Source organism: Flavobacterium sp. (genome assembly GCF_031423415.1).
Taxonomy (GTDB): Bacteria; Bacteroidota; Bacteroidia; order Flavobacteriales; family Flavobacteriaceae; genus Flavobacterium.
Map to the genome: position 1 here is coordinate 24,455 of NZ_JANPFL010000053.1, position 21,842 is coordinate 46,296.

The 21,842-nt window shown below is 34.2% G+C and carries 16 protein-coding genes and 2 tRNA genes; 5 read left to right on the top strand and 13 right to left on the bottom strand.

Going from position 1 to position 21,842, the window contains the following annotated elements; all coding sequences use genetic code 11:
• Nucleotides 1-99: 99 nt before the first annotated feature.
• Nucleotides 100-894: a DUF2797 domain-containing protein gene (locus RMO83_RS05390; protein ID WP_310558654.1), complete on the top strand. Its 795-nt coding sequence runs from the start codon at nucleotides 100-102 to the stop codon at nucleotides 892-894.
• Nucleotides 895-983: 89 nt separating this feature from the next.
• Here the strand turns inward: RMO83_RS05390 and RMO83_RS05395 are convergent, their stop codons facing one another.
• Both RMO83_RS05395 and sppA read right to left on the bottom strand, forming a co-directional pair.
• The gene (locus tag RMO83_RS05395) at nucleotides 984-3,605 is read right to left on the bottom strand and encodes an AsmA-like C-terminal region-containing protein (protein WP_310558655.1); all 2,622 of its coding nucleotides are present in this window, start codon (nucleotides 3,603-3,605) and stop codon (nucleotides 984-986) included.
• 183 nt (nucleotides 3,606-3,788) lie between these two features.
• Nucleotides 3,789-5,549: a signal peptide peptidase SppA gene (gene sppA, locus RMO83_RS05400; protein WP_310558656.1), complete on the bottom strand. Its 1,761-nt coding sequence runs from the start codon at nucleotides 5,547-5,549 to the stop codon at nucleotides 3,789-3,791.
• A gap of 135 nt (nucleotides 5,550-5,684) precedes the next feature.
• Between sppA and folK the strand changes: the two genes are divergently transcribed.
• Complete coding sequence (gene folK / locus RMO83_RS05405) at nucleotides 5,685-6,821, top strand: 2-amino-4-hydroxy-6-hydroxymethyldihydropteridine diphosphokinase (RefSeq protein WP_310558657.1); 1,137 nt, start codon at nucleotides 5,685-5,687, stop codon at nucleotides 6,819-6,821.
• 14 nt (nucleotides 6,822-6,835) lie between these two features.
• Here the strand turns inward: folK and RMO83_RS05410 are convergent, their stop codons facing one another.
• The 3 genes from RMO83_RS05410 to RMO83_RS05420 form a co-directional block, all read right to left on the bottom strand.
• Nucleotides 6,836-11,143, bottom strand: coding sequence for a T9SS type B sorting domain-containing protein (locus tag RMO83_RS05410; RefSeq protein ID WP_310558658.1), 4,308 nt, complete (start codon nucleotides 11,141-11,143; stop codon nucleotides 6,836-6,838).
• Nucleotides 11,144-11,186: 43 nt separating this feature from the next.
• Entirely contained in the window at nucleotides 11,187-11,723 is a 537-nt protein-coding gene (locus RMO83_RS05415) for an RNA methyltransferase (protein WP_310558659.1), read from the bottom strand.
• 70 nt (nucleotides 11,724-11,793) lie between these two features.
• A complete protein-coding gene (locus tag RMO83_RS05420) occupies nucleotides 11,794-12,258 on the bottom strand; it encodes a DUF1573 domain-containing protein (RefSeq protein WP_310558660.1) in 465 nt (154 codons plus the stop codon).
• A gap of 152 nt (nucleotides 12,259-12,410) precedes the next feature.
• Between RMO83_RS05420 and mutS the strand changes: the two genes are divergently transcribed.
• The 3 genes from mutS (at nucleotide 12,411) to RMO83_RS05435 (ending at nucleotide 15,586) form a co-directional block, all read left to right on the top strand.
• Nucleotides 12,411-15,017: a DNA mismatch repair protein MutS gene (gene mutS, locus RMO83_RS05425; protein ID WP_310558661.1), complete on the top strand. Its 2,607-nt coding sequence runs from the start codon at nucleotides 12,411-12,413 to the stop codon at nucleotides 15,015-15,017.
• A 137-nt stretch (nucleotides 15,018-15,154) separates the two neighbouring features.
• A tRNA-Gly gene (locus RMO83_RS05430) sits at nucleotides 15,155-15,227 on the top strand.
• A 273-nt stretch (nucleotides 15,228-15,500) separates the two neighbouring features.
• Nucleotides 15,501-15,586 (top strand) — tRNA-Leu (locus RMO83_RS05435).
• A 164-nt stretch (nucleotides 15,587-15,750) separates the two neighbouring features.
• Here the strand turns inward: RMO83_RS05435 and RMO83_RS05440 are convergent.
• The 8 genes from RMO83_RS05440 to RMO83_RS05475 all read right to left on the bottom strand — a co-directional run bounded on the left by RMO83_RS05440 (nucleotide 15,751) and on the right by RMO83_RS05475 (nucleotide 21,554).
• Nucleotides 15,751-16,050 carry a hypothetical protein gene (locus tag RMO83_RS05440; protein ID WP_310558662.1) on the bottom strand — a complete coding sequence of 100 codons (300 nt, stop codon included), beginning with the start codon at nucleotides 16,048-16,050 and terminating at the stop codon, nucleotides 15,751-15,753.
• Nucleotides 16,051-16,116: 66 nt separating this feature from the next.
• Nucleotides 16,117-16,794: a hypothetical protein gene (locus RMO83_RS05445; protein WP_310558663.1), complete on the bottom strand. Its 678-nt coding sequence runs from the start codon at nucleotides 16,792-16,794 to the stop codon at nucleotides 16,117-16,119.
• 10 nt (nucleotides 16,795-16,804) lie between these two features.
• The gene (locus RMO83_RS05450) at nucleotides 16,805-16,960 is read right to left on the bottom strand and encodes a hypothetical protein (RefSeq protein ID WP_310558664.1); all 156 of its coding nucleotides are present in this window, start codon (nucleotides 16,958-16,960) and stop codon (nucleotides 16,805-16,807) included.
• A gap of 33 nt (nucleotides 16,961-16,993) precedes the next feature.
• Nucleotides 16,994-18,295, bottom strand: a complete 1,302-nt coding sequence (locus RMO83_RS05455) for a hypothetical protein (protein WP_310558665.1) — start codon at nucleotides 18,293-18,295, stop codon at nucleotides 16,994-16,996.
• Nucleotides 18,296-18,367: 72 nt separating this feature from the next.
• Nucleotides 18,368-18,796 carry a hypothetical protein gene (locus tag RMO83_RS05460; RefSeq protein ID WP_310558666.1) on the bottom strand — a complete coding sequence of 143 codons (429 nt, stop codon included), beginning with the start codon at nucleotides 18,794-18,796 and terminating at the stop codon, nucleotides 18,368-18,370.
• Between the two features lie 4 nt (nucleotides 18,797-18,800).
• On the bottom strand, nucleotides 18,801-19,079 hold the full coding sequence (locus RMO83_RS05465) for a helix-turn-helix domain-containing protein (protein WP_310558667.1): 279 nt from the start codon (nucleotides 19,077-19,079) through the stop codon (nucleotides 18,801-18,803).
• Between the two features lie 85 nt (nucleotides 19,080-19,164).
• A complete protein-coding gene (locus tag RMO83_RS05470) occupies nucleotides 19,165-19,914 on the bottom strand; it encodes a hypothetical protein (RefSeq protein ID WP_310558668.1) in 750 nt (249 codons plus the stop codon).
• Between the two features lie 275 nt (nucleotides 19,915-20,189).
• Nucleotides 20,190-21,554 (bottom strand): phage integrase SAM-like domain-containing protein, encoded by a 1,365-nt coding sequence (locus tag RMO83_RS05475; RefSeq protein WP_310558669.1) that lies wholly within the window; start codon nucleotides 21,552-21,554, stop codon nucleotides 20,190-20,192.
• Nucleotides 21,555-21,842: the final 288 nt, after the last annotated feature.

Genomic DNA, 21,842 nt, shown 5'->3' on the forward strand with positions numbered 1-21,842 from the left:
TTTATCAAAAATAGTGTTTTTTTTTAAGTTTTTGAAATTTCTAATTTCTATTTCTTGATTCAAATTCTAAAACCTAAAACCTAAAACCTAAAACCCACAATGACCTACGAAGGAACGCTCACTAAAATGCAAACTGAATTTGGAAATCCAATTCAATATTATTTAGTTTTTGAACATAGTTTTTTGAACGTGAATCAACTGCTGAACAAGAATCTGGAAATTAATTTTCTGGGTTACCAATGTCTGAATTGTGGTAAAAAGAAGAAAATATTCCGTCAAGGATTTTGTTACGACTGTTTTTATTCGAGTCCAGCTGTTGGCGATTGGATTATGAAACCCGAATTAAGCACGGCACATCTTGGAATTCAAGATCGTGATTTGGTTTATGAAGAGAAAGTACAATTGCAACCTCATATTGTTTATTTGGCTTTGTCAAGCGAGGTAAAAGTTGGCGTGACCCGAAAAACGCAAATGCCTACACGATGGATTGACCAAGGTGCATCACAAGCTATTTCTATCGTGGAAGTTCCCAACAGGTATTTAGCAGGAATAACTGAAGTCGCTTTGAAAAATCATTATGCCGACAAAACCAATTGGCGCAAAATGCTCCAAAATGATGTAGAACAAGTCGATTTAATTGCCGAAAGATTGAAAGTCGAAAACCTAATTCCAGCAGAAGTTCGTGACTATTTCTACTCCGAGAAAAATGATTTATACGAAATGCACTTTCCAGTTTTGGAATATCCAAAAAAAATAAATAGTTTGAGTTTAGAAAAAAACCCCAATTTTCAAGGAAAATTAATGGGAATAAAAGGGCAATATTTAATCTTTGAAGATGGAACCGTTTTTAATGTCCGTAGTTCCGAGGGTTATGTGGTGAGGATTGATATTTAAAACGTCATTGCGATGCACGGGCGCCATCGACTAGGTTGCTCAACTTGTGTACTCGTGTTAGTGTGATTGCGTCGTTCCTCGCAATGACGCTAAGGCGTCTTCGGCTCTTCTGTTTTTTTCTTTTTGTTAAAAAAACCATTCAATAAATCACTTGCTTTTTTAGTAACCTCTTCTTTTGCTTTTTCTTTAATTTCTGCTTTGGTAGTCGGAATCACGGTTTTTGTGGTATCGCTCGGTTTCTTGTTTTTATTAAGGTAATCCGTTATTGCTGACGTTCCTTGTTTGACCAATCGGTCTTTTTGCTGATTCACTAACTGTGTAGTCAATTTTGTTACAGCACTTTTGATGTCTGTTGTAATTTTTGGATTTGTAAAATTCCCTAAAAGCGTGGCATTAATCGGAATGCTTTGCAATTTTGCTGCATCAGCTGGGGATAATTTTGCCATTAAGGCATTGGCTTCCGTACCAAGATATTTGGCTGGAACATCAAATTTCAGGTTGTAATTCATACTTTGGTCAAAACCGTGCGATCCGCCAACGGTCGCTTTGATGTCTTGGTATTTAATATCAAATGGTTTTACATTCACTTTTCCGTCTTTGAAAGTTAAGGCTGCTTTCAAATCGTTTAAGTTTAATTTACTCACATCTAAAAACTTCAAATTAGAACCCAAAGAATTCAACAATGTCGAATTTTTAGCATTGACAGTAGTGGAAAGCAGTTGTCCCAATAAGTCTCCCGTTATCGAATTCAAATCGGGAGTCAACTCTATTGCGTCAAGATTTCCGTTGACTTTGATGGTCGAGTTGATTTTTCCATCAATGATTCCTGCAATAGGCGCAATTTTTTTCAACATATCCAGTTGCGTGAACGATTGGGCAATATCCACTTGATTCAAATTCAAATTCATATCGAAAACGGGCACTTTTCCTTTGGTGGAAACCGCGGCATTCACGCCTATTGTTCCGCCAAAAATGGAAGTTTTTACGTTTTGCAAACTCACCTTTTCATCCTTCACAATCAGTTTTCCCGACACCTCTTTCAATGTCAAATTATCATATAAAACCGTGTTCGCTTTTGCGGTAAGTGTACAATTCAAGAAAGCGGGAATCTTCATTGGGGCTGCTTTTTTAGCATCCCCTGGAGTTTCTTCGCCTGTTGTCATAAAATCATCAACGGCCAATTGTTTGGAATTCATATCGAAATTGCCTTTCAATTCTTGGTTTTTGAACATAAATCCATAAAAATTTTCTAAAACTCCTGTGAAACTAATATCGCTTTTTCCGGTCGTGGCGTTAAATTGTTTCAAATTAACTTCACTAGGATTAAATTGAACCAACGCATTGCTTATCGTCATTGTTTTGCCGTTTTCATCCGCATAGTTGAAGCCCGACAAACTCATCGTTCCTGCATTGTTTATGTTTGCATATTGACTTTTTTCGACAGATTGCATATCGAATTTCGTGGTTACATCGGCTTTTAGAATTCCGGATAAAGGTTTGCTTAGTTTTATCGGATAAGCTTTGGATACATTTGCTAAATTGATGGTTCCTTTCAAAGCGGCATCAACCAAAGGATTTACGGTGATGTTTCGAATGTTGGCTTTAGCATTAAAAATGTCTTGGTCAATGGCGAAAGACAATTTGTCGAGATTGACGTAAGTATCATTCAAAATTCCAGTTTCGTTGATAATTTTAGTGTCGATTACAATGTTGCGAACCGATTTTGGAAGATTTGGATATTGAAAAGACGCATTGTTGGAAGCGATTTTAATATTAAATTTTGGAACGGTTGTATCCGAGTACAAACCTTTGGCAAAACCCACTACGGTAAAATCTCCTGTCGTTTTTACGTTGGCTAAACTTGAAGCATAAGCAGCAGGAATCAATCCCAAGAAGTTTTTGAAAGACGAAGTCGGCGTCTTGAATGTCAAGTCATATTCCTGTCCGCCATCGACCATTTGAATAAATCCATCTAATTCTATGGGCAGTTGATTGATTAAAGCTTTGTTTTGTTTGAAAGTATATTTGCTGTTTTTTAAGTCAATTCCCAAAACCGCATCTAAGCTAATGGAAATATTTTTCATATAATTGATTTTGTCCATCGAAAGCACAATTTTGGCAGTCGATTTGGTATCTAAATCCAATTTTTGAGCTGCAAAATCCCCAGTTCCTTCGTGATTTAGACTGTCGATAACCATTTTTACTTTCGATTTTTCGTCAAAGTACCTGAATTGAAAATTCTCGATTTTATATTCTTGGATTTTTAGCGACAAAGGCTTGCTTTTTCCGTCGTCTTTTTTGTCGTCTTTCAGGGCAATGTCATAATTTCCTATTCCATCTTTATTGAAGATGATATTGATTAATCCATTTTTGGAACTTATTCCGTCAATATTCATCGTTTCTTTTTCTCCTTTAAAGAGTTCCTTGATGGATAGTTGTAAATTCAATTCACCTAAGGAAACCAAAGTATCGCCTTCAAATGGCGCTTTGTTGATGATGACTAATTCTTGAATAGTCACATTTGCATTTGGAAAATTTTTGAACAAACTCAAATCAGCGTCTGCAAAGGAAATTTTGGCATCGACTTTCTCATTGATGGCTTGCGAAATTTTGGCTTTGATTTGATCTTTAAATAAGTAGGGTGCGGCAAATAAAGTTCCAATGATAAGAACAAACACGATTCCGACGATTTTTAAAATTTTCTTTGTCATAATTTAATGTCTTTAGATTCGATCAACGAAGCAAAAATAATACCTTGTATCATACAAAACTAGTGTTTTTATAATCTAGTATTTTGTCGAATGATTTTTATAAGCTATACTTTAACTATATAATGCTAAAAATCCGTTTAACCAATTGATTAAACGGATTTTTCGTTGCAATATAACTGTATTTTAATGAATTGTAATCTCAAAAGGCAACATCGCTTGAACACCTTTTCGAGTTTGAACTTTTTTAATTTGTTCCATCAAACGATACGTTTCTTCGCCTAGTTCTTCTTTTATAAATGATGCTTTAGATTTTGCAAAAGGCAAATTTTGCAAAAGATCATTGATATCTTCTTTAAATTCAGGAAAGTTTTGGGTGCTGTACGTTTTTGTTTTTGCAAGACGTGCCGCTTCTTTTATGGCATCATGAAGACCTCCTATTTTATCAACAAGCCCTATTTTTATAGCTTGTTCACCAGACCAAACTCTACCTTGCCCTATAGAATCCACTTGTGCAACAGTCATTTTTCGTCCAGCGGCAACGTGCGACACGAATGTTTTGTAAATACGCTCCACGCCTTCCAAAGTGACAGCTTTGAATTTTTCGTCTATTGGTACAAACGGACTGTATTCAGCGGCATTTTCATTGGTTTTTAATTGTTCGGTATGAATCCCTATTTTTGTCGCTAATTGTGTGAAATTGGGCAATATTCCAAAAACACCTATAGAACCTGTAATGGTGTTGTTTTCGGCAAAAATGGTGTTGGCGTTACAAGCAATATAATAGCCGCCTGAAGCCGCGTAATTACCCATCGAAACCACTACTGGTTTTACTTTTTTGGTCAATTCTATTTCCCTCCAAATCAAATCCGATGTCAAGGCATTTCCGCCAGGACTGTCAATTCTTAGCACAATAGCTTTTACATTTTTATCTTTTCTAGCTTCAATCAAGGAACGATTCATAGACACTTCGCCAATGGTGTTGACATTACCTTCACCACTCATAATTTCGCCTTGTGCATAAATAATGGCAATTTTATCTTGAGAATCGTTGCTTTCTGAAGTGGTAGCCACCTTTTGAGCATAATCTACGATGCTTATTTTGTTGTAGTCTTCGTCTTTATCTACTTTTAATTTTTTTCTGATAGCATCGTGATAGACATCTTCATAAGCAATTATATCAACCAATTTTTCTGCTTTTGCCATTTCTGGTGTTCTTGCTAAAAGCCCGTTTGCAATCTCGTTTAATTTGGCTACCGAAATATTCCTACTTTTTGAAATGTCTACTAAAACCGAACTCCAAACCGAATTTAATAACGACAAAGTTTGTTCTCTATTGGCATCACTCATTTTGTTGTCTAAGAAAGGTTCAACAGCACTTTTGTATTTTCCGTGGCGGATAACTTCCATTTTTACGCCCGATTTTTCTTGTAAATCTTTGAAAAACATCAATTCTGCCGATAATCCTTTAAAATCAAAATCACCCACTGGATTGATATAAATGGTATTGGCTACTGAATTCAAATAATATTCTTTTTGAGAATACGAATTAGCATACGACATAACGAATTTGCCCGATTTTTTGAAGTCTTCCAACGCATCTCGAAGGGCTTTTCTTTGCGCCATCGCCAATTCAAATTCGTCATTCAAAATCGAAATTCCTTTAATATCGTCGTCTGTTTTAGCAGCTTCAATGGCGTTAATAATGTCTGAAAGGCCCACTTTTTCGCCATCTGATAAAATAGTCATCCACGGATCTTTGTATTTTCCTGCGTAGTCATTTTTGATGTTTTCTAATTTCAATTCGATAACCGAATCGTTTTTTACCGATATTTCGTCAGAATCACCACCAAAAATAGCAGCAATCAGCAGTATTCCAAAAAAGAATATCATCAAAAAAACAAACAACCCAACGATGGTTGCCAATACATTTCCTAAAAATTTCATAATTATATTTTTCTAATAAGTAGTAATAACGGTTGGTTTGTTACAAATCTAGGTTTAAAAACCGTAAAAATAGTTATCAACACGGGCACAAATATAGAGTATTTCTAAAATTGTTTTAGTTAATTTGTGCTTAATATGGAATCACAACATCAGGTCGTTTTATCGCTAGGAACCAATCAAGGCAATCGTCTTCGAAATATTGAAAATTGCATCGGATTGATTCACCAAGAAGTGGGAACGGTTATCAAAATTTCAAAGATTTACGAAACGCCGTCGTGGGGTTTTGACAGCGATGCGTTTTATAATTGTGCTGTGGTTTTACATACATTTAAGTCGGCAACTACGATTTTGACCAAAATTTTGAACATTGAAAAGCAATTAGGACGTGTTCGTGATTCAACTTTAGGATATCAATCCCGAATAATTGATATCGATTTGATTGCATTCAATGAAGAAATTATTGATGCAGAAAACCTTCAAGTTCCACATCCTTTGATGCAAAACAGAAATTTTGTTTTGTTGCCAATGAAGGACTTGAATTTGAATTGGATTCATCCTGTTTTTCATAAAAAAGTCTCTGAATTAATCGAAATTTCTCCTGACGACAGTGTTTGCAATGAGGTGCAAAAAATGCAAAATCCTTTAGATTCAATTCCTTTAGAACAATTCAATTATATCGCTTTTGAAGGGAATATTGGCGCGGGAAAAACAACATTAGCCACAAAAATTGCCGAAGATTTTAATGCTAAAACGGTTTTGGAACGTTTTGCTGATAATCCGTTTTTACCCAAATTTTATGAAGACCAAAACCGCTACGCTTTTCCACTAGAAATGTCATTTCTTGCCGATAGATACAAACAATTATCCGATGATTTAGCACAATTCGACCTTTTTAAGGATTTTATTGTAGCCGATTATCATATTTTTAAATCTTTGATTTTTGCCAAGGTAACACTTCAAGAAGACGAGTTTAGATTATATAAAACGCTGTTTGACATCGTTTACAGGGAAATGCCAAAACCGGATTTGTATATTTATTTGTATCAAAATACGGAGCGTTTGTTAGCCAATATTAAGAAAAGAGGCAGAAGTTACGAACAAAATATTCCAGCCGATTATTTGGATAAAATCAATAGTGGTTATCTCGATTACATCAAATCACAAACCGATTTAAATGTTTTAATCATTGATGTATCGGATCGTGATTTCGTAAAAAACCAAGAAGATTATCTTTTTATTTTGGAAGAAATTAGACAAAAAATTTGTAAATAATTTACTTTTGGCGATTACCTTTTAAGGGAAAAATGCCCTTTTGTTTCTCTGCCGTCTTCTAGTTTTAGGGTGAACCAATAATCATCTGCCGGTAAAGCAACTCCGTTGAAAGTGCCATCCCAACCTTGTTTTAAAGAAGGAACCCATTGTTTCAAGAGTTTTCCGTATCGGTCAAAAATGTAGATTATGGATTTTGAATTAAAACTTTCAGTCACTCCTTTTACACTCCAATAGTCATTGTAGCCATCGCCGTTTGGCGTGAAAAACTTTGGTGCGCCTACAATCACAATTTCTTTATAAACTAGACCGCAGCCATTTTTATCATTGACGTACACGGTGTGAATTCCAGCTTGAACATTGTTAAAGAAATTAGAATCTTGCCAAAACCCATTGGATTCGTCTAAGCTGTATTCGTAATCTCCTGGTCCGGTCACGTTGACAGTTACGGTATTGACATCCGTTAAATCTACGATATCTACAGAGACAATACTTGCGATATTTGATGCAGTGACAGTAATAGGTCTAATTTTGCTACACCCCAATTTGTTGATTACTTTAACGGTATAATTTCCCACGGTATTTACATCTAAAGTTGAGAAATTTGATCCGATACTCAGACCATCTTTAGTCCAAACATAATCATAATCACTCGATGATGAACCGTCTAAAATTCCTGCGTCGAGGGTTACAATAAAGGTCGAAAGATTTGAACATACCAATTCATTTGAAAGACCATCCAAATTCAAATCTATATTTGGAACTGGATTGACAACAAAATTTAATGTCGTCGATGCCGTACAAATTGTGTTTAATGGGTTTTGGACATTAACAGTAATATTTTGAGTCTTTGTTACGAATGGATTGGGTAATGGACTTGGCAAAAGAACATTATTTGAATCGTAATATTTGACAATCATGCCCGTTTGTCCGCCTAGAATTGTAGTCTCGAATGTTGAGGTGTCAAAAGCAAATTTCCCGTCTTGATTGATTGGATTAGCTTCGTCATCACAAGTTGTTGTTAAGGTAGAAAGAACAGGAAATGCTTGTGGTGAAACATCTACTATAAATGTGATATTGGTTTCGTCAAAACAGTTTTGCGCACTAGTATTGGTTACAACTGCTGTAATTGTTTGAGAAGTGGAGGTGAAATTTGCCGGAAATGGACTTGTTATTAGAACCCCAATGGCATCTTTCAAAGGATTATTGGCTTGGTCAAAATAAGTAACCGTTACGTTGGTTTGTCCTTTTACTAAATCGGATTCAAGGGAAGAAGTGTTGAATGTAAAAATTCCATCGTTGTTATCATCACATTGTCTAAGGATAGTAACTGTATTTGCAACTGGTAAGGCTTCGACATTTAGAGTTAAATACGGACCTAAACCATAACAAGCATTGTCCAAATCACTATCGATACGAATCCAAATATCTTGAGAATTAGGATAACCAATATTTCTGTAATTTGAAATATTGGTAATCACATTGGTTTCAGCCAAAGCATCAGATTCGTTTTTGTAGTAATTAATAGTATACACTTGATTGGTGGGTAATTGGGCTAAGATAATCGCTTTTGTTGCGGAGAAATCAAAAGTGGTTACGCCATCACGCTTATTGCTATTGGCATTATTATTTCCATTGACATCTAAAAAATCATCACAAACTGGAGCAAAAGGAATTTTGTAATTAGGAGGAATGTTTGTTGCAGGCACTTTCAATGTAATTTTAGCGACACTTGCACAGCCAGTTAATTTGTTGCTGACTCTTGACCAAATATCCATTAACGTTGGTTTTGTGTTAGCAAAAGTCAAGTCATTTGGAATTAAATCAGATGGCACAGCATTATTTGCTCCGTTAAAAGAACTGTAATACGTAAATGTTTCATTGGTATAATTGGCAGAAATAGCATCATTATTTACGGTTAAATTAAACAACGTTTTTCCGTCCGAAATTAGGTCAGTATCACATTGAATAATGGTAACATCTTTAACAATTGGTAGAGGATTGACAATAAAATTCAAAAGGGTAGTGGCAAAACAAGTCGCGTTTATTGGGTTTTCAACTTTGACTGAAACACTTTGAGAGCTGGTTAGAAATGGATTTGGTAAAGGGCTCGACAATTGAGTTCCATTTTTGTCAAAATAACTCACCTTCATTCCCGTTTGTCCTCTTAAAATGGTAGCTTCAAAAGTAGAAGTGTTAAAAGGAAATATTCCGTCTTGATTGGAAGGAATCGATTCGTCATCGCAAGCTGTTGTAAGAGCTGCAGGAACAACAAATGCTTCGGGTAAGTCGTCCACAATGAATGAAATGTTAGTTTTGGTAGCACATTTCGATGGGCTATTCTCGGTAACAACTGCCTTTATAATTTGTGATGCAGTCGAGAAACTAGCCGGAAACGGACTAGTGATTAAATTCCCATTGGAGTCCTTTAAGGGATTGTCTAAGGAGTCAAAATAGGTTACTGTAACATTGGTTAGTCCATTTAGTAACGTTGATTCAAGGGATGATGTGTTGAAAACAAAAATTCCGTCTTGGTCATTATCACATTGTCTTGGAATTATAACAGGATTGATAATTGGCAACGGATTGACAGGAACAAGTAACGGAGTTCTTGATGAACAGCCATTGTCTACATAATAAATGGTATCAGTAGTAAGTGCTGGTGTTGTAAAACCAGTACCAGTTTGCAACAAGACACCTCCAGTTAGTGCGTCATACCAATTTATTGTTCCCGATCCAGCACTTGCTTGGAGAGTTGCTTTTTCGCCAAAACAAATTGCACGAGGAGTCGTAACGGTTAGTTGTGACATTTTCATTGATGTACTTGCCGAAATCTTAAGAACAGGATCGCCAGGCATTCCTCCAAATTCTACAATAAAACCTTTGGGTTGGTAATCTCCACTTGGATTTCCTGTGTTACTTAGATCATTCCAACTTCCGGGAATTCCCGGAACATTATTTGATTTAATGTGAGCATAATCTTCATCGCCTAGATTATTAGGTTCACTATTTGAGGAGTTCCAATAGGCGAAATTTGGAGTTGACCCATTGCCAGTTCCATTCCAGAATACAATCCCTGTTCCTCCATTAGCCAAACCTTCGGGTCCTGTTACCCATCTCCATTCTCCTTCTGTAACTGAGTCGCTTCCGCCAATCCATCCTGCGCCTTGGGCTTGTTCGCCAGATATTTTTGCTTCTTCTAATGATGATAAAGTTGCCAGATACCCTTTTAAACCATAATAATTTAGCGCTTCTGCTGCTGTTTTTGCGCTTGTCCAAGTGATTCCTACGTTTGAAACAAATTGATAATAATGACCTGTTGAAGGAAGATAATTGGCTTGACCAAGTGTAATAGAAAAGTCTCTAATTCCTGATGGTAAAGAAGAGGAATTTTTAAACTCAACATCTTTAATGGCGGAGACAAAGTCGGTGTAAGGAATTTTAATGCCTGTTGGACTGTATAATTTTAGTTTTCCTGCTGTGGCATCCCAACTTGTTGTAATGTTTGAATGTGCAGTTGGATTAGCGAGTGTTAATTGGTCTTGACCGTTTATATAACCGGCAGCTATTTGAATATAAATAGCATCTGTGTCAGGTTCAAGCGGATCATTTGTTATCGAAATCGTTTCCACAATTTTTAAAGAAGTTCCTGGGCAATAGGTTTGATTTCCTGTTGCGGTGATTTTTGGGGGACTGATAGGGGCTGCTGTTTTGCTACAGTCTTCTGAATAAAGAGTTGCAGTATCTTTGCTTGATGGTAACCAACTAGTTTCAGAATAAGTTTTATTGTCAACTTGGATGCATTTTAGGTTTGGATTAGACCACGCATTTAAAGCGAACAAATCTTTATTATTCCCGTTTCTTAAATTTAGAGTTGTCAATTGATTCCAACTACAATATAATTGACTCAAAAGACTGTTTTTGCTTACGTCTAGACTTATCAATTCATTTTGAAAACAAGACAGTATTTTTAAATTAGTATTTTTTGATGTATCTAAACTAGTTAATTTATTGCCCCAACAGCTTAATAGAGTTAATAAGGTGTTTTTACTTATATCTAAGCTAGTTAATTTGTTGCGAGGACATTGCAGTTCAACTAAACTTGTAAAATCTTGTATTCCTATTAAATTAGTTGCATCAGTGTCAGAAATACCTAAGGTAGTTAGACCACTCACATTTGCCGTGAGCACTTTTCCATCAATAGCACCATTGTCAATTCCTAAGCCAATCAACGCCTTTTCAAAATTCGCATCAGGAATTAAAGTATATTGAGCATAGCCAAAAAAATGAGAGATTAGTAAAACAACAAAGAATAGCTTTTTCATAAAATAGTAGAAAAAAATAGCACAGAATCAATTTGGAACAAAGCTACAAATTCCATTTCATTTTTTGGAACAAATCCCAAACTACAATCCCTGCACTAACAGAGATGTTTAAAGAATGTTTGGTACCCAATTGTGGGATTTCTATACAGTCATCACAAATAGCAACTGCTTCTTGTGCTACTCCAAATACTTCGTTGCCAAAAACCAAAGCGTATTTCTTGTCTTTTTCCACTTTAAAATCTTGGAGAAAAATGGCGCTTTCCACTTGTTCGATAGCTAGTACGGTAACACCATCTTTTTTCAAATTTTCGATAACTTCGAGTACGTTTTTAGAGTGTTCCCAAGCCACAGTTTCAGTTGCGCCAAGAGCCGTTTTGTGAATCTCCTTGTTAGGGGGAATTGCGGTTATACCGCACAAAACTATTTTTTCGATAAGAAAAGCATCGGCTGTTCTAAATACGGAACCAATATTATGCAAACTCCGAATATCATCGAGAACAATAATAATTGGAGTTTTTTCAGACTCTTTAAAATCTTCAATAGATTTTCGGTCGAGTTCACTGTTTTCAAGCTTTCGCATAGCATCAATTATAAATTATAAAAAAGGCTTCCTAATTTTAGGAAGCCTTTAAACTATTTCTTAAAAAAATTTAGCTTTTTGTTTCTGGTGTTGGATCTGGTAAAACAGTTCCTTTGATGGTAAGCTGTTTTGTTGGCATTCCTTCCGCATTCGAAGTTACCGTCACTGTTTTTGTAAAAGGACCAACTCTATCGGTAGCGTATTTTACACCAATAACACCTTTTGCTCCAGGAGCGATTGGTTCTTTCGGAGTAGTAGGCACAGTACAGCCACAAGATCCTGCGGTGTTTGTAATTATCAATGGTTTGTTACCGTTGTTTGTGAATTCAAATTTACGGTTACCATCAGCATTGTGAGCAATGGTTCCATAATCGATAGTCTCTGTGTCGAAAACCATTCCAGCTCCATCTACTTTTGCCAAAGCCACTTTTTTAGTAGTTATTTTTTTTGTCGTCTTTGTAACTTTTGACGTTTCTTGAGCATTTGAAAAAGTAAATGCTAAAAGAGCTATTGAAAGTGCAATAATTTTTTTCATTGTTAATTTTTTTAAAATTGATTTACAAATTTATAGAAAATATCGAAACTCCATCCTAAATTTTTCTTAAAAATATTTTAAAGTTCTAGAGCGTTCATTTTTCGCCATAAAATTTATAAATTCGCTTTCTATTAAATTTTAAAGAATACATTTTGTCATCAAAAGAAAAATTGGTCAAGGAAACGCCTTTAATGAAGCAATACAACGAAATCAAAAGGAAATATCCTGATGCCTGTTTGTTGTTTAGAGTGGGCGATTTTTATGAAACTTTTGGCGAAGATGCCGTTCGTGCTTCAAAAATTTTGGGAATCGTGCTAGCCAAACGTGGTGCAGGTTCAGAAACCGAAACGGCTCTCGCCGGTTTTCCGCATCATTCTTTAAATACTTATTTGCCAAAGCTAGTCAAAGCTGGACTTCGGGTGGCGATTTGTGATCAACTCGAAGATCCAAAAATGACTAAATCCATCGTGAAACGTGGAGTTACAGAGCTTGTAACTCCCGGTGTTTCGATGAATGATGAGGTTTTGCAGTCGAAGACAAATAATTTTTTGGCGGCCATTTATTTTGCCAATAAATCCATTGGCATTTCATTTTTGGACGTTTCTACAGGCGAATTTCTTACTACGCAAGGCAATGCAGAATATATTGATAAACTTTTGCAGAATTTCAATCCAAGCGAAGTTTTAATTCCAAAAAATAGAAAAAACGATTTCAGGGAAACTTTCGGTGAGGATTATCATAGCTTTTATTTGGAAGACTGGATTTACAAAGAAGATTATGCTTTTGAAATCTTGACAAAGCATTTCCAAACCATTTCTCTTAAAGGTTTTGGAATTGAAGAATTGCAAGAAGGAATTATTGCTTCCGGAGCTATTTTATACTATTTGTCCGAAACACAACACAATAAAGTACAGCATATTACTTCTATTCAACGTATTGCCGAAGACGCTTACGTCTGGATGGATCGCTTCACCATTCGAAATCTCGAATTGTATCACAGTTATAATCCCAATGCGGTCACGCTGCTCGATGTGATTGACAAAACGCTTTCGCCAATGGGTGGTCGTTTGTTAAAACGTTGGTTGGCTTTGCCGTTGAAAGATGCTATTAAGATAAGAAACCGCCATCAAGTAGTTTCTTATTTGAAAGAAAATCAGGAAGTTTTGCAACATATTCAAAAGCAAATAAAACAGATCTCGGATTTAGAACGACTGATTTCGAAAATTGCAGCAGGAAAAGTGTCACCTCGGGAAATCATTTATTTAAAAGAATCTTTGGATGCTATTATTCCAATAAAAACGCTGGCGTTGGCAAGCCCACAAGAAGCTGTTAAAATCATTGGCGACAGCCTTCACGGCTGCGATTTATTGCGCGAAAAAATTAAAACGGTTTTAAATCAAGATGCTCCGGTGGCCATTGCCAAAGGAAATGCCATTGCCAAAGGAATCAACGAAGAGTTAGATGATTTAAGAGCGATATCAACTTGTGGTAAGGAATTTCTCGAAGGAATCGAAAAACGCGAATCCCAATTAACGGGGATTTCTTCCTTGAAAATATCCTTCAATAATGTTTTTGGCTATTATATCGAAGTCCGCAATATGCACAAAGATAAAGTTCCTGCAGAATGGATTCGAAAACAAACTTTAGTCAATGCCGAACGTTATATCACCGAAGAATTAAAAGAATATGAAACTAAAATTCTGGGTGCCGAAGAAAAAATTCACAAAATAGAAGTCGAGTTATTCGAGCAATTGGTGTGTTGGATTGCAACTTACATCAAACCCGTTCAAATGAATGCGAATTTGGTGGCGCAACTGGATTGTTTGTGTTCGTTTACACAATTGGCTATCGAAAACAAATACGTTTGTCCGGAATTAGACGAAACTTTCGAATTAGATATCAAAAACGGAAGACATCCTGTAATCGAAAAACAACTGCCTGTTGGAATACCTTATATTGCTAATGATGTTTTTTTGGATAGAGAAACGCAACAACTGATAATGATTACTGGTCCGAATATGTCTGGAAAGTCGGCTATTTTGCGTCAAACAGCTTTAATAGTGCTCTTGGCTCAAATGGGAAGTTTTGTTCCAGCAGATAGCGTGAGAATGGGAATTATAGATAAAATATTCACCAGAGTTGGAGCTTCGGATAATATTTCTATAGGAGAATCTACTTTTATGGTCGAAATGAACGAAACCGCTTCTATTTTGAACAATATTTCAGATAGAAGTTTGGTGCTATTAGACGAAATAGGAAGGGGAACGAGCACATACGACGGGATTTCTATTGCTTGGGCGATTGCCGAATTTTTGCACGAACATCCATCAAAGCCGAAAACGCTTTTCGCGACGCATTATCATGAGTTGAATGAAATGAGTGAATCCTTACCCAGAATACAGAATTACAACGTTTCTGTCAAAGAATTAAAAGATACCGTACTTTTTATTCGAAAACTGGTAAAAGGTGGAAGTGCCCACAGTTTTGGAATTCACGTGGCGAAAATGGCCGGAATGCCACAAATCGTAATCTTGAAAGCGCAAAAATTGTTGAAGAAATTGGAGAAAGATCATTCCAGTGAAGCCTTGAGCGGCATTAAATCATCTAAAGAGGATATGCAAATGAGTTTCTTCAATTTAGACGATCCTTTGTTAGAAGAAATCAAAGAGGAAATTCTTAGTCTCGATATCAACACAATTACACCCATTGAAGCTTTAATGAAACTCAATGAAATAAAGAGAATGTTAGTTAAAAAATAGTTTCATTACCTTTAAAGTTGAAGTTATCAGAAGCTTAGCTTTTGACTGTATTTTTTTTATAAAAAACGCTTGTGTAATTGAATTAATGTATTAAATTTGCATCCGCAATACAATTAAGTTCTTTTAAAAAATATAATGCGAAAATAGCTCAGTTGGTAGAGCGCGACCTTGCCAAGGTCGAGGTCGCGGGTTCGAGCCCCGTTTTTCGCTCAAAAGCATACTCTTAATAGTTCTTAGATTTAATTGAATTTTCAATTGAATTTAAGATCAAAAAGAAAAATGATCGGATGGTGCTGTATTTAATTAATTTTTTCTAGAAATTAGATAAAACAGTTAAATGCAAAAATGCATGGATGGTGCGTATTTAATTAATTTTTTCTAAAAATTAAATATAACATCAAAATAGAAAATTGAAAATGCTTGGATGGTGCTTTATTTAATTAATTTTTTCAAAAAATTAGATATAACATATAAAAGCAAAACGCTCGGATGGTGAAATTGGTAGACACGCTGGACTTAAAATCCAGTGAACAGCAATGTTCGTGCGGGTTCAAGTCCCGCTCTGAGTACTCTTGAAAACCGTAAAGACTTAATTGTTAATTCTTTGCGGTTTTTTTTATGCCTTGTTTCCAAACCCGTTCCAAACCATTTTAAAAACACTCTTTTTTTTAAACTTTTTACCATAAAAAAAACCTCTCATTTCTGAAAGGTTTAGTTTTGAATAATTGAAATATTATTTTGATTGTGCTTTTGCGATTAATTCTGCAATTCTTTTTTCTCGGTCTTCAGAATTCGTTATCACTAAAGGCGTTTCTTTGTCGCCTTTTAAGGTAGTTTCCTGAGGTCTAGGTAAAAGAAATGTAATTAATTTAGTGACTGCATTAACTCGGTCAATCGGTTCTAATTGTTCTATAATTTTGCCTAATTTCTCCAGCTCTTCATTAACTATTTTTTGAAGTTTTTCTTTTGTGGTTGCTGTGGTGCGGTTAGGTGTTCCAGCTATGCGCCCGCCTGTTTTTTTTCTTATTGTCATAATTTCTATTTTGTTCTAAAGTAGAATTCAAAGGGAACTTTTGCGCTCCCTTTGAATACTGGATTATTAATTAAATTTCAAACTCATTTCTTTGTAGTTTGTAGCAAATTTCAAAGTTTCTAATCTTATTGAATAAGTATTGTCTAACTCCAGCCATAAGAAACCGTTTGCTATTGCTGTAACGCCTTTGCCTTGTTCATATCTAAATTTAAATTCTAATTCCTTTAAATTGTCTGAAACTTTGTTATAGGCTTCAATGAAGTTTTGTAGATTATCGAATAACTCCTTTTCTTTTTCGTTTTCAATGTAGATTCTACATTCATTTTCGATAATTTGCTCTTTGTTTTCGTCACTCAAATAGAAAATTCCATTTTGAAACGAAATAACATTTAATTTTAAATAATTTTTTCTACTAAATGTTTCGGGTGTAAATCTTTTCAGTTCTCTAGTCTTTTCTAAAAAAGAAAAATACAACTGTTCCGAGTCTTTCAAAATATTACTTTTTAAAATAGTGTTTGAAATTCCCGCTTTCTCAACTTGATCGTTTAGGGATTCATTGAATAACTTTTCAATTTGTCCAGTTCCTGATCTAACAATCTGTTTTAAAATGTCATCATTAAAATTACCTAATTGTAATTTCTCATAAGTCTTTTTGACTTGTTCCAAGTGTGGCAAATATTGGTTGAGGTCTTTACAAATTTCAATCAATAAATTTTTGTTTTCGTGTATTAAAATACGTTTCATAGTCGTTTTTTTAAATGTTTAGGTTGTCTACAAATTCATTAATAATATCCTGATCGGGGTCTTCTTGCTGTTCCTGATCTTCAGCATCTCTCAACTCATTTAGAGTTTGTTGTTTTTGTGCAATCTCATTTTCGAGATTTTCAATTTGTTCTTTTCGATTTTCCATAATTTCTATTTTTGTTTAAATGTTACTGATTATTCATTCTGGTAATTGACTTTCAAATTGTTCCAGTAGGGTAATTTGTCCCTCTTTATAAATCCTACTTTGTTTTATTTTTTGATTACTATTTGTATTCCTGATATTGTGCGCCAGTTCCTTAATTTGGGTTTGAAAATTTGACTTAAACCAAATTTTTGATAAGTACCGTCTTTTGATTTGTTCAAAGATTCTTTTATCTGTTTTGTAGTAGTATTTTAGTCCAGTATGTGAGAGTAAAATACTGTTTTCCTTTTGCATCGAAATATTAAAACCAGTCACTTTACAAAGGTGTTTTTTAGTGTCATTCTCATAATTCAATACTATCCGTTTTGACAGTATAGTTAAAGGGTCAATTTGGATAGTCTTACTATTTAAAAAATCAATCTTTTCACTCATTATTTGGGCGGTTAAATCCTGGACTTTGTTTGAGTTTTTTTCAATGATTTTTTTTAATTGTTTCTTGTGATAGGTAAAGTTTTTGTTTTGATTGTTTGCCAGTAATCCAGTCCAGTAATTTGGGTTTGAATATTCTAAAACTGCCTTTTTTAATTTTGTAGTTAAAGGGTCAATTTGGATAGTGTTATCATAAAACAATACATTTTTCCATTCATTCAAAACCTCATCTTTGAAGTTTTGTAAACCGTAATTAATTAAATCCTGTAAACTAAAAATACCTTTGTCATTGATCTTTTGCATTTTAGTATATTTAATCTCAAAACGCATTATCTCGGTTCTAACCTTAAACCCTTTTGATTTGTAGTGTAATGCCTTATTGTAAATTTTGATAATGTATTGGGAGTGCTGCACCTGTTTATATTTGCCCTCATCTGAATTTATTTGATATTCAAAAGGTTTTGTTTTGTGTAGTAAACAATTGTCTAAAATTTCATTTGTGGGTACTGGGGGCGTTATGTTAATTCCAATCTCTAAACACTTCAAAATACATTTGTTTGGGTCAATATCGAATTTTGTATTTAGGTCACTCAAAACAAACAAAACCGCCTCATTATTAAAGTCATTGTAATTGTGCGCCCCGTCATTCCAGTATTTATGTAAACTTCCCGAAAGTGTAATAGTTCCAGTATCATAAATTTTAAACTCTAAACCTTTGTAAGAGGCGTTTTTTGAGGGTGTTACCTTTTTTCCGTTCCTGTTTGTGGTTTTCATTTCTCCAGTAGTTAGGTTAATGGTATCGTAAAAATCTAATAAGGGATTAATCTCTAAAATAGAGGGGCGCATTTCCTTAATTATTATTTTTATAAAGTCGATCAATTGATTATCTTTGTAGAGGTTTTTTAACATTGCCTGTTGAAAACTGAACTTTTGAACAAAGTATAAACGAGAGCCTGAACAACTCTCGTTTTTTTGTGCCTTTTAGTTTGTTTTGTAGGTGCTAATAATATTCTGAAGTATTCCGTTATGATTTGGGTAAAATCCCCTGTAAACGTCGATTGTTAACGTTTTTCTATCTTTTGAAAACAGAAACATTAATAGAGTTTTTACAGTTGAATTTTTGCCAATCGGTTTACAATCCCCACTAAATAAATTGTCAATTGTAGTAGGTCGCAATCCTGTAATTAATTGCGAACGTGACCAGCTCTTTGGGTCGGTTCTTAATCTCAAATAGTCATCTACACGGGTTGTACAAGATTTGCCTTGAAATTTTTCAATTCTAAGTATTTCAGTCAATAAAAGAGATCCGTTTGTAACCTCATCAAATTGATAAACTGAATAACTTTTTAACTCGTTTGTTAACTTGTAAACGTGTCTAATGTATTGCGGTGTGTTGCCTGTTGAATTCATAATCTTAAACGTTTAGGGGTTTAAGACTTGCCTCAACTTCAGATCGTAAAAAGTATACACGTGAACCAATCCCGAGCGGGTTTAATCGTTTTGACTTTTGCCAGTTGGCTACTGTGGAAATATCCACGTTAAACATTTTCGCCACGTCTGAGCGGGTCAAATATTCTTTTGGTTGGATAGGTGCGAAATGTTTTAAAAATTCCTGTAACTGGATTTTTACGCCCTCGTTAATTTGTTGTTGTAGTTCCTGAGGGGTTGTTTGGATAAATTGAACTTGTGCCATATCTAATATTTTTAATTATTGATAAGGCAAAGGTTTTAATACGGTTGTACTGTTTAAAGTCTGAAATTGTACTTTTTACAGGCTGTTATTGGTTTTGAAGTTTAAACCAATCTAATGAATTTGAATAATGTTTTAATCTGTTAGGGTTTTGAATTGTATTTAATGTTTTAATTTGAAAACTTTCAACATCGTATAATTTTGTAAACCATTCTACAAATGGATAGGGTTTTTGAATAATAAAATTGTCATTGTGCATTTTCCAATAATAAAAACTAATATCATTTATACGCCCTCGATTTTCAGTAATATGATTGTTTAAAATGTATTCAAACATTTTGAAACCATTGTTAATAAACATTTTAGGGTGTTTATTTTCGGGTGCGGGAACTATTGGGGGAACTGTTTCTATTTGAATGTTTTCGGGGGCGGGAACTGTCGGGGGAACTGTTTCAATTTGTACTTTATCCAAAAACAATTCTATCAACTCTTTGTAGTTACTTTCATAACCTCGTATTCTGTTATCAGGTATAGGTTGTGCAATATAATAAGTTACACCCTCATCAAAATTATCCCCAATTGTATTTTTTTTTGCCATTAAATCAGTAACAATATCTCTAATAGAAAAATGAAAGTTTGTCTTTAAATCTGAAATTATTTTTTCTTTGTCAGTTTCATTGTCTATTTGAGAAAAATAACGATTAAATGATTTGCCTTTTTTCTTAGCAAATGAATTATATAATTTATAATCATATTCGTTTTTGTTAGAAAAATCGATTAAACTATTTATGATAAATTCTATCATTTCAATTGGGTTTTCTGGACTGTCAAATTTCATTTTATTGCCTGTATTGATTACGCTTTGAACGTGGTTATTATGGTATTAATTTCGTGTTGAAAATTTTAATAAATAGTGCTTTATTTTGATTTTAAAATACTTTGCAATTGCTATTATTAATCTAATGGTTAAATCTAAAAAATTTTGTTTTTGCGTTTTCATAATTTAAGTTTTTAAGGGTTTTTCTTTTGGCAATAAAATGTAATATTTTGTATTACTTATGTAACATATTTTGTTACACTATTGCTTTTTTTTTAAATCCAAAAAACTATTTTTTATTCATTTGTACCGTTGGGTAGCAATACCATTTGAGCGGGTTTGTCTTTGTTGAGGTCTTCATAAAATTTCATAAATAAATCGGCGTTCGTGTCTTTGTCTTCCCGTTGGTTTATGTATGATAAAAATAACGATTCTTTTGAGTGTCCCGAAATACCAATTAACACGGCGGTTGGTATTTTTTTATAGTAGTTCGTACAAAAAGACCGCCTAAAAGAGTGCGAAGTTATCAATTCGTATTTATGATAAAAATCCAACTTTTTGCGGTTTATACTTTCGTCAATATATTTGCCTTTTATGTTTAAAATTCGTTTTCCTGTTTTAGTTACTATTAATTTTCGCCCCTCTACCATTTCATTAATTTTTGCAGTTTCACAAACTTTTTTGATGTAGGTATTTAATTTTTGACTGCTAATTTTATGCGGGAAATCATTCTCTAAAATGTCCTTAACGTGGGGCGCAATTATGCCAATAGTGACGTTTTTATTTGTTTTTTGTTGGATTATGTCTAAATACATATTCCCGCCTTTATATCTAATATTATCGGGTGTAACATTCATTAAGTCGGACTGTCTTTGTCCTATTTCACACCCAATCAATAACCATTTGCGGGCGTTTATTAATTCAGATTTAGTAATTTCGGCGGTGCGTATTTGCTCCAGCTCCACGAATGATAAAGTTTGAATATATCGATCGTCATCATTTTCAGAAAATCCTTGTATTTGATTAATAAACGGGTTTGTTGGAATGTCTAATTTTTCAGCATCTAGGCAAACAGTTTTTAGATTGTCAATTTGTTTTCCCGCATAATTCATAGAATACCCTTTTGTATTAACGAGCCAGTTTATAAATTTGTCAACAAAGGTTTTGTTAATGTCTAAAAAGTGAACTTGTTTTTTGATAACAGTTTGATAGTTATCAAAAAGGTTTTTAAAAGTGTTATAACTTTTTACTCTACTTTGGGACAATCCTAATTTATTGCGCCCTTGTACTTTGCGGGTGTTTGCATTATCGATAATATACTGAGTGTGGTTTAAGATTAAACCCGAGTCAACTTTCTCAACTCTATTAAAACATTCTACTAAATTTGATTCCAGCCAGTAACCGTCAATAATTACACCCGTGCCTAAATCTTTGTTGAGGTTGTTAAAAATAAATGATTCTAATTTTTTGAGGTTGTTAAAAATTAGTTTGTTTTCTGTGGTTGTGTATTTCGGGCGTTTGGTTTCTTTGCTCCATTCTTTTGGATTTATTGAAAATCCAGTCTTTAATTCAATAAAATTTCCACGCCCTGAGGTTAAATATACATAAATAGAAACTTCTTTATTTGCCTTACTGTTTAACCTAAAATTTACTTTTGCCATTTTTTGAACTTTTAAACGTTTTGAACAATTCAAAGATAATAAATTAAATAATAGGTTTGGAAAGTTTCCAAACATTTTCCAAACCGTTATAAGATAATATTAGTTTTTATTAGTTTTCATTCGATAACTAAAAATATTTTAAATCCTTTGTTATAGTTGATTTTATTGGTGTTTAGGGGTTTTTTATTGGGGTTTTCTTAGGGTGTTGAAAACTGCCAAATAGAGTGCTATGTAGTCCCGCTCTGAGTACTCTTGAAAACCGTAAAGACTTAATTGTTAATTCTTTGC

What these genes read in the sequence shown, in the direction of transcription:
- sppA (WP_310558656.1), bottom strand. Translation starts at nt 5,549, where the DNA reads ATGAAATTTTTAGGAAATGTATTGGCAACCATCGTTGGGTTGTTTGTT.
- folK (WP_310558657.1), top strand. Translation starts at nt 5,685, where the DNA reads ATGGAATCACAACATCAGGTCGTTTTATCGCTAGGAACCAATCAAGGC.
- RMO83_RS05395 (WP_310558655.1), bottom strand. Translation starts at nt 3,605, where the DNA reads ATGACAAAGAAAATTTTAAAAATCGTCGGAATCGTGTTTGTTCTTATC.
- RMO83_RS05440 (WP_310558662.1), bottom strand. Translation starts at nt 16,050, where the DNA reads ATGACAATAAGAAAAAAAACAGGCGGGCGCATAGCTGGAACACCTAAC.
- RMO83_RS05470 (WP_310558668.1), bottom strand. Translation starts at nt 19,914, where the DNA reads ATGAAATTTGACAGTCCAGAAAACCCAATTGAAATGATAGAATTTATC.
- RMO83_RS05410 (WP_310558658.1), bottom strand. Translation starts at nt 11,143, where the DNA reads ATGAAAAAGCTATTCTTTGTTGTTTTACTAATCTCTCATTTTTTTGGC.
- RMO83_RS05475 (WP_310558669.1), bottom strand. Translation starts at nt 21,554, where the DNA reads ATGGCAAAAGTAAATTTTAGGTTAAACAGTAAGGCAAATAAAGAAGTT.
- RMO83_RS05460 (WP_310558666.1), bottom strand. Translation starts at nt 18,796, where the DNA reads ATGAATTCAACAGGCAACACACCGCAATACATTAGACACGTTTACAAG.
- RMO83_RS05455 (WP_310558665.1), bottom strand. Translation starts at nt 18,295, where the DNA reads ATGTTAAAAAACCTCTACAAAGATAATCAATTGATCGACTTTATAAAA.
- RMO83_RS05445 (WP_310558663.1), bottom strand. Translation starts at nt 16,794, where the DNA reads ATGAAACGTATTTTAATACACGAAAACAAAAATTTATTGATTGAAATT.
- RMO83_RS05465 (WP_310558667.1), bottom strand. Translation starts at nt 19,079, where the DNA reads ATGGCACAAGTTCAATTTATCCAAACAACCCCTCAGGAACTACAACAA.
- RMO83_RS05450 (WP_310558664.1), bottom strand. Translation starts at nt 16,960, where the DNA reads ATGGAAAATCGAAAAGAACAAATTGAAAATCTCGAAAATGAGATTGCA.
- RMO83_RS05415 (WP_310558659.1), bottom strand. Translation starts at nt 11,723, where the DNA reads ATGCGAAAGCTTGAAAACAGTGAACTCGACCGAAAATCTATTGAAGAT.
- RMO83_RS05420 (WP_310558660.1), bottom strand. Translation starts at nt 12,258, where the DNA reads ATGAAAAAAATTATTGCACTTTCAATAGCTCTTTTAGCATTTACTTTT.
- RMO83_RS05390 (WP_310558654.1), top strand. Translation starts at nt 100, where the DNA reads ATGACCTACGAAGGAACGCTCACTAAAATGCAAACTGAATTTGGAAAT.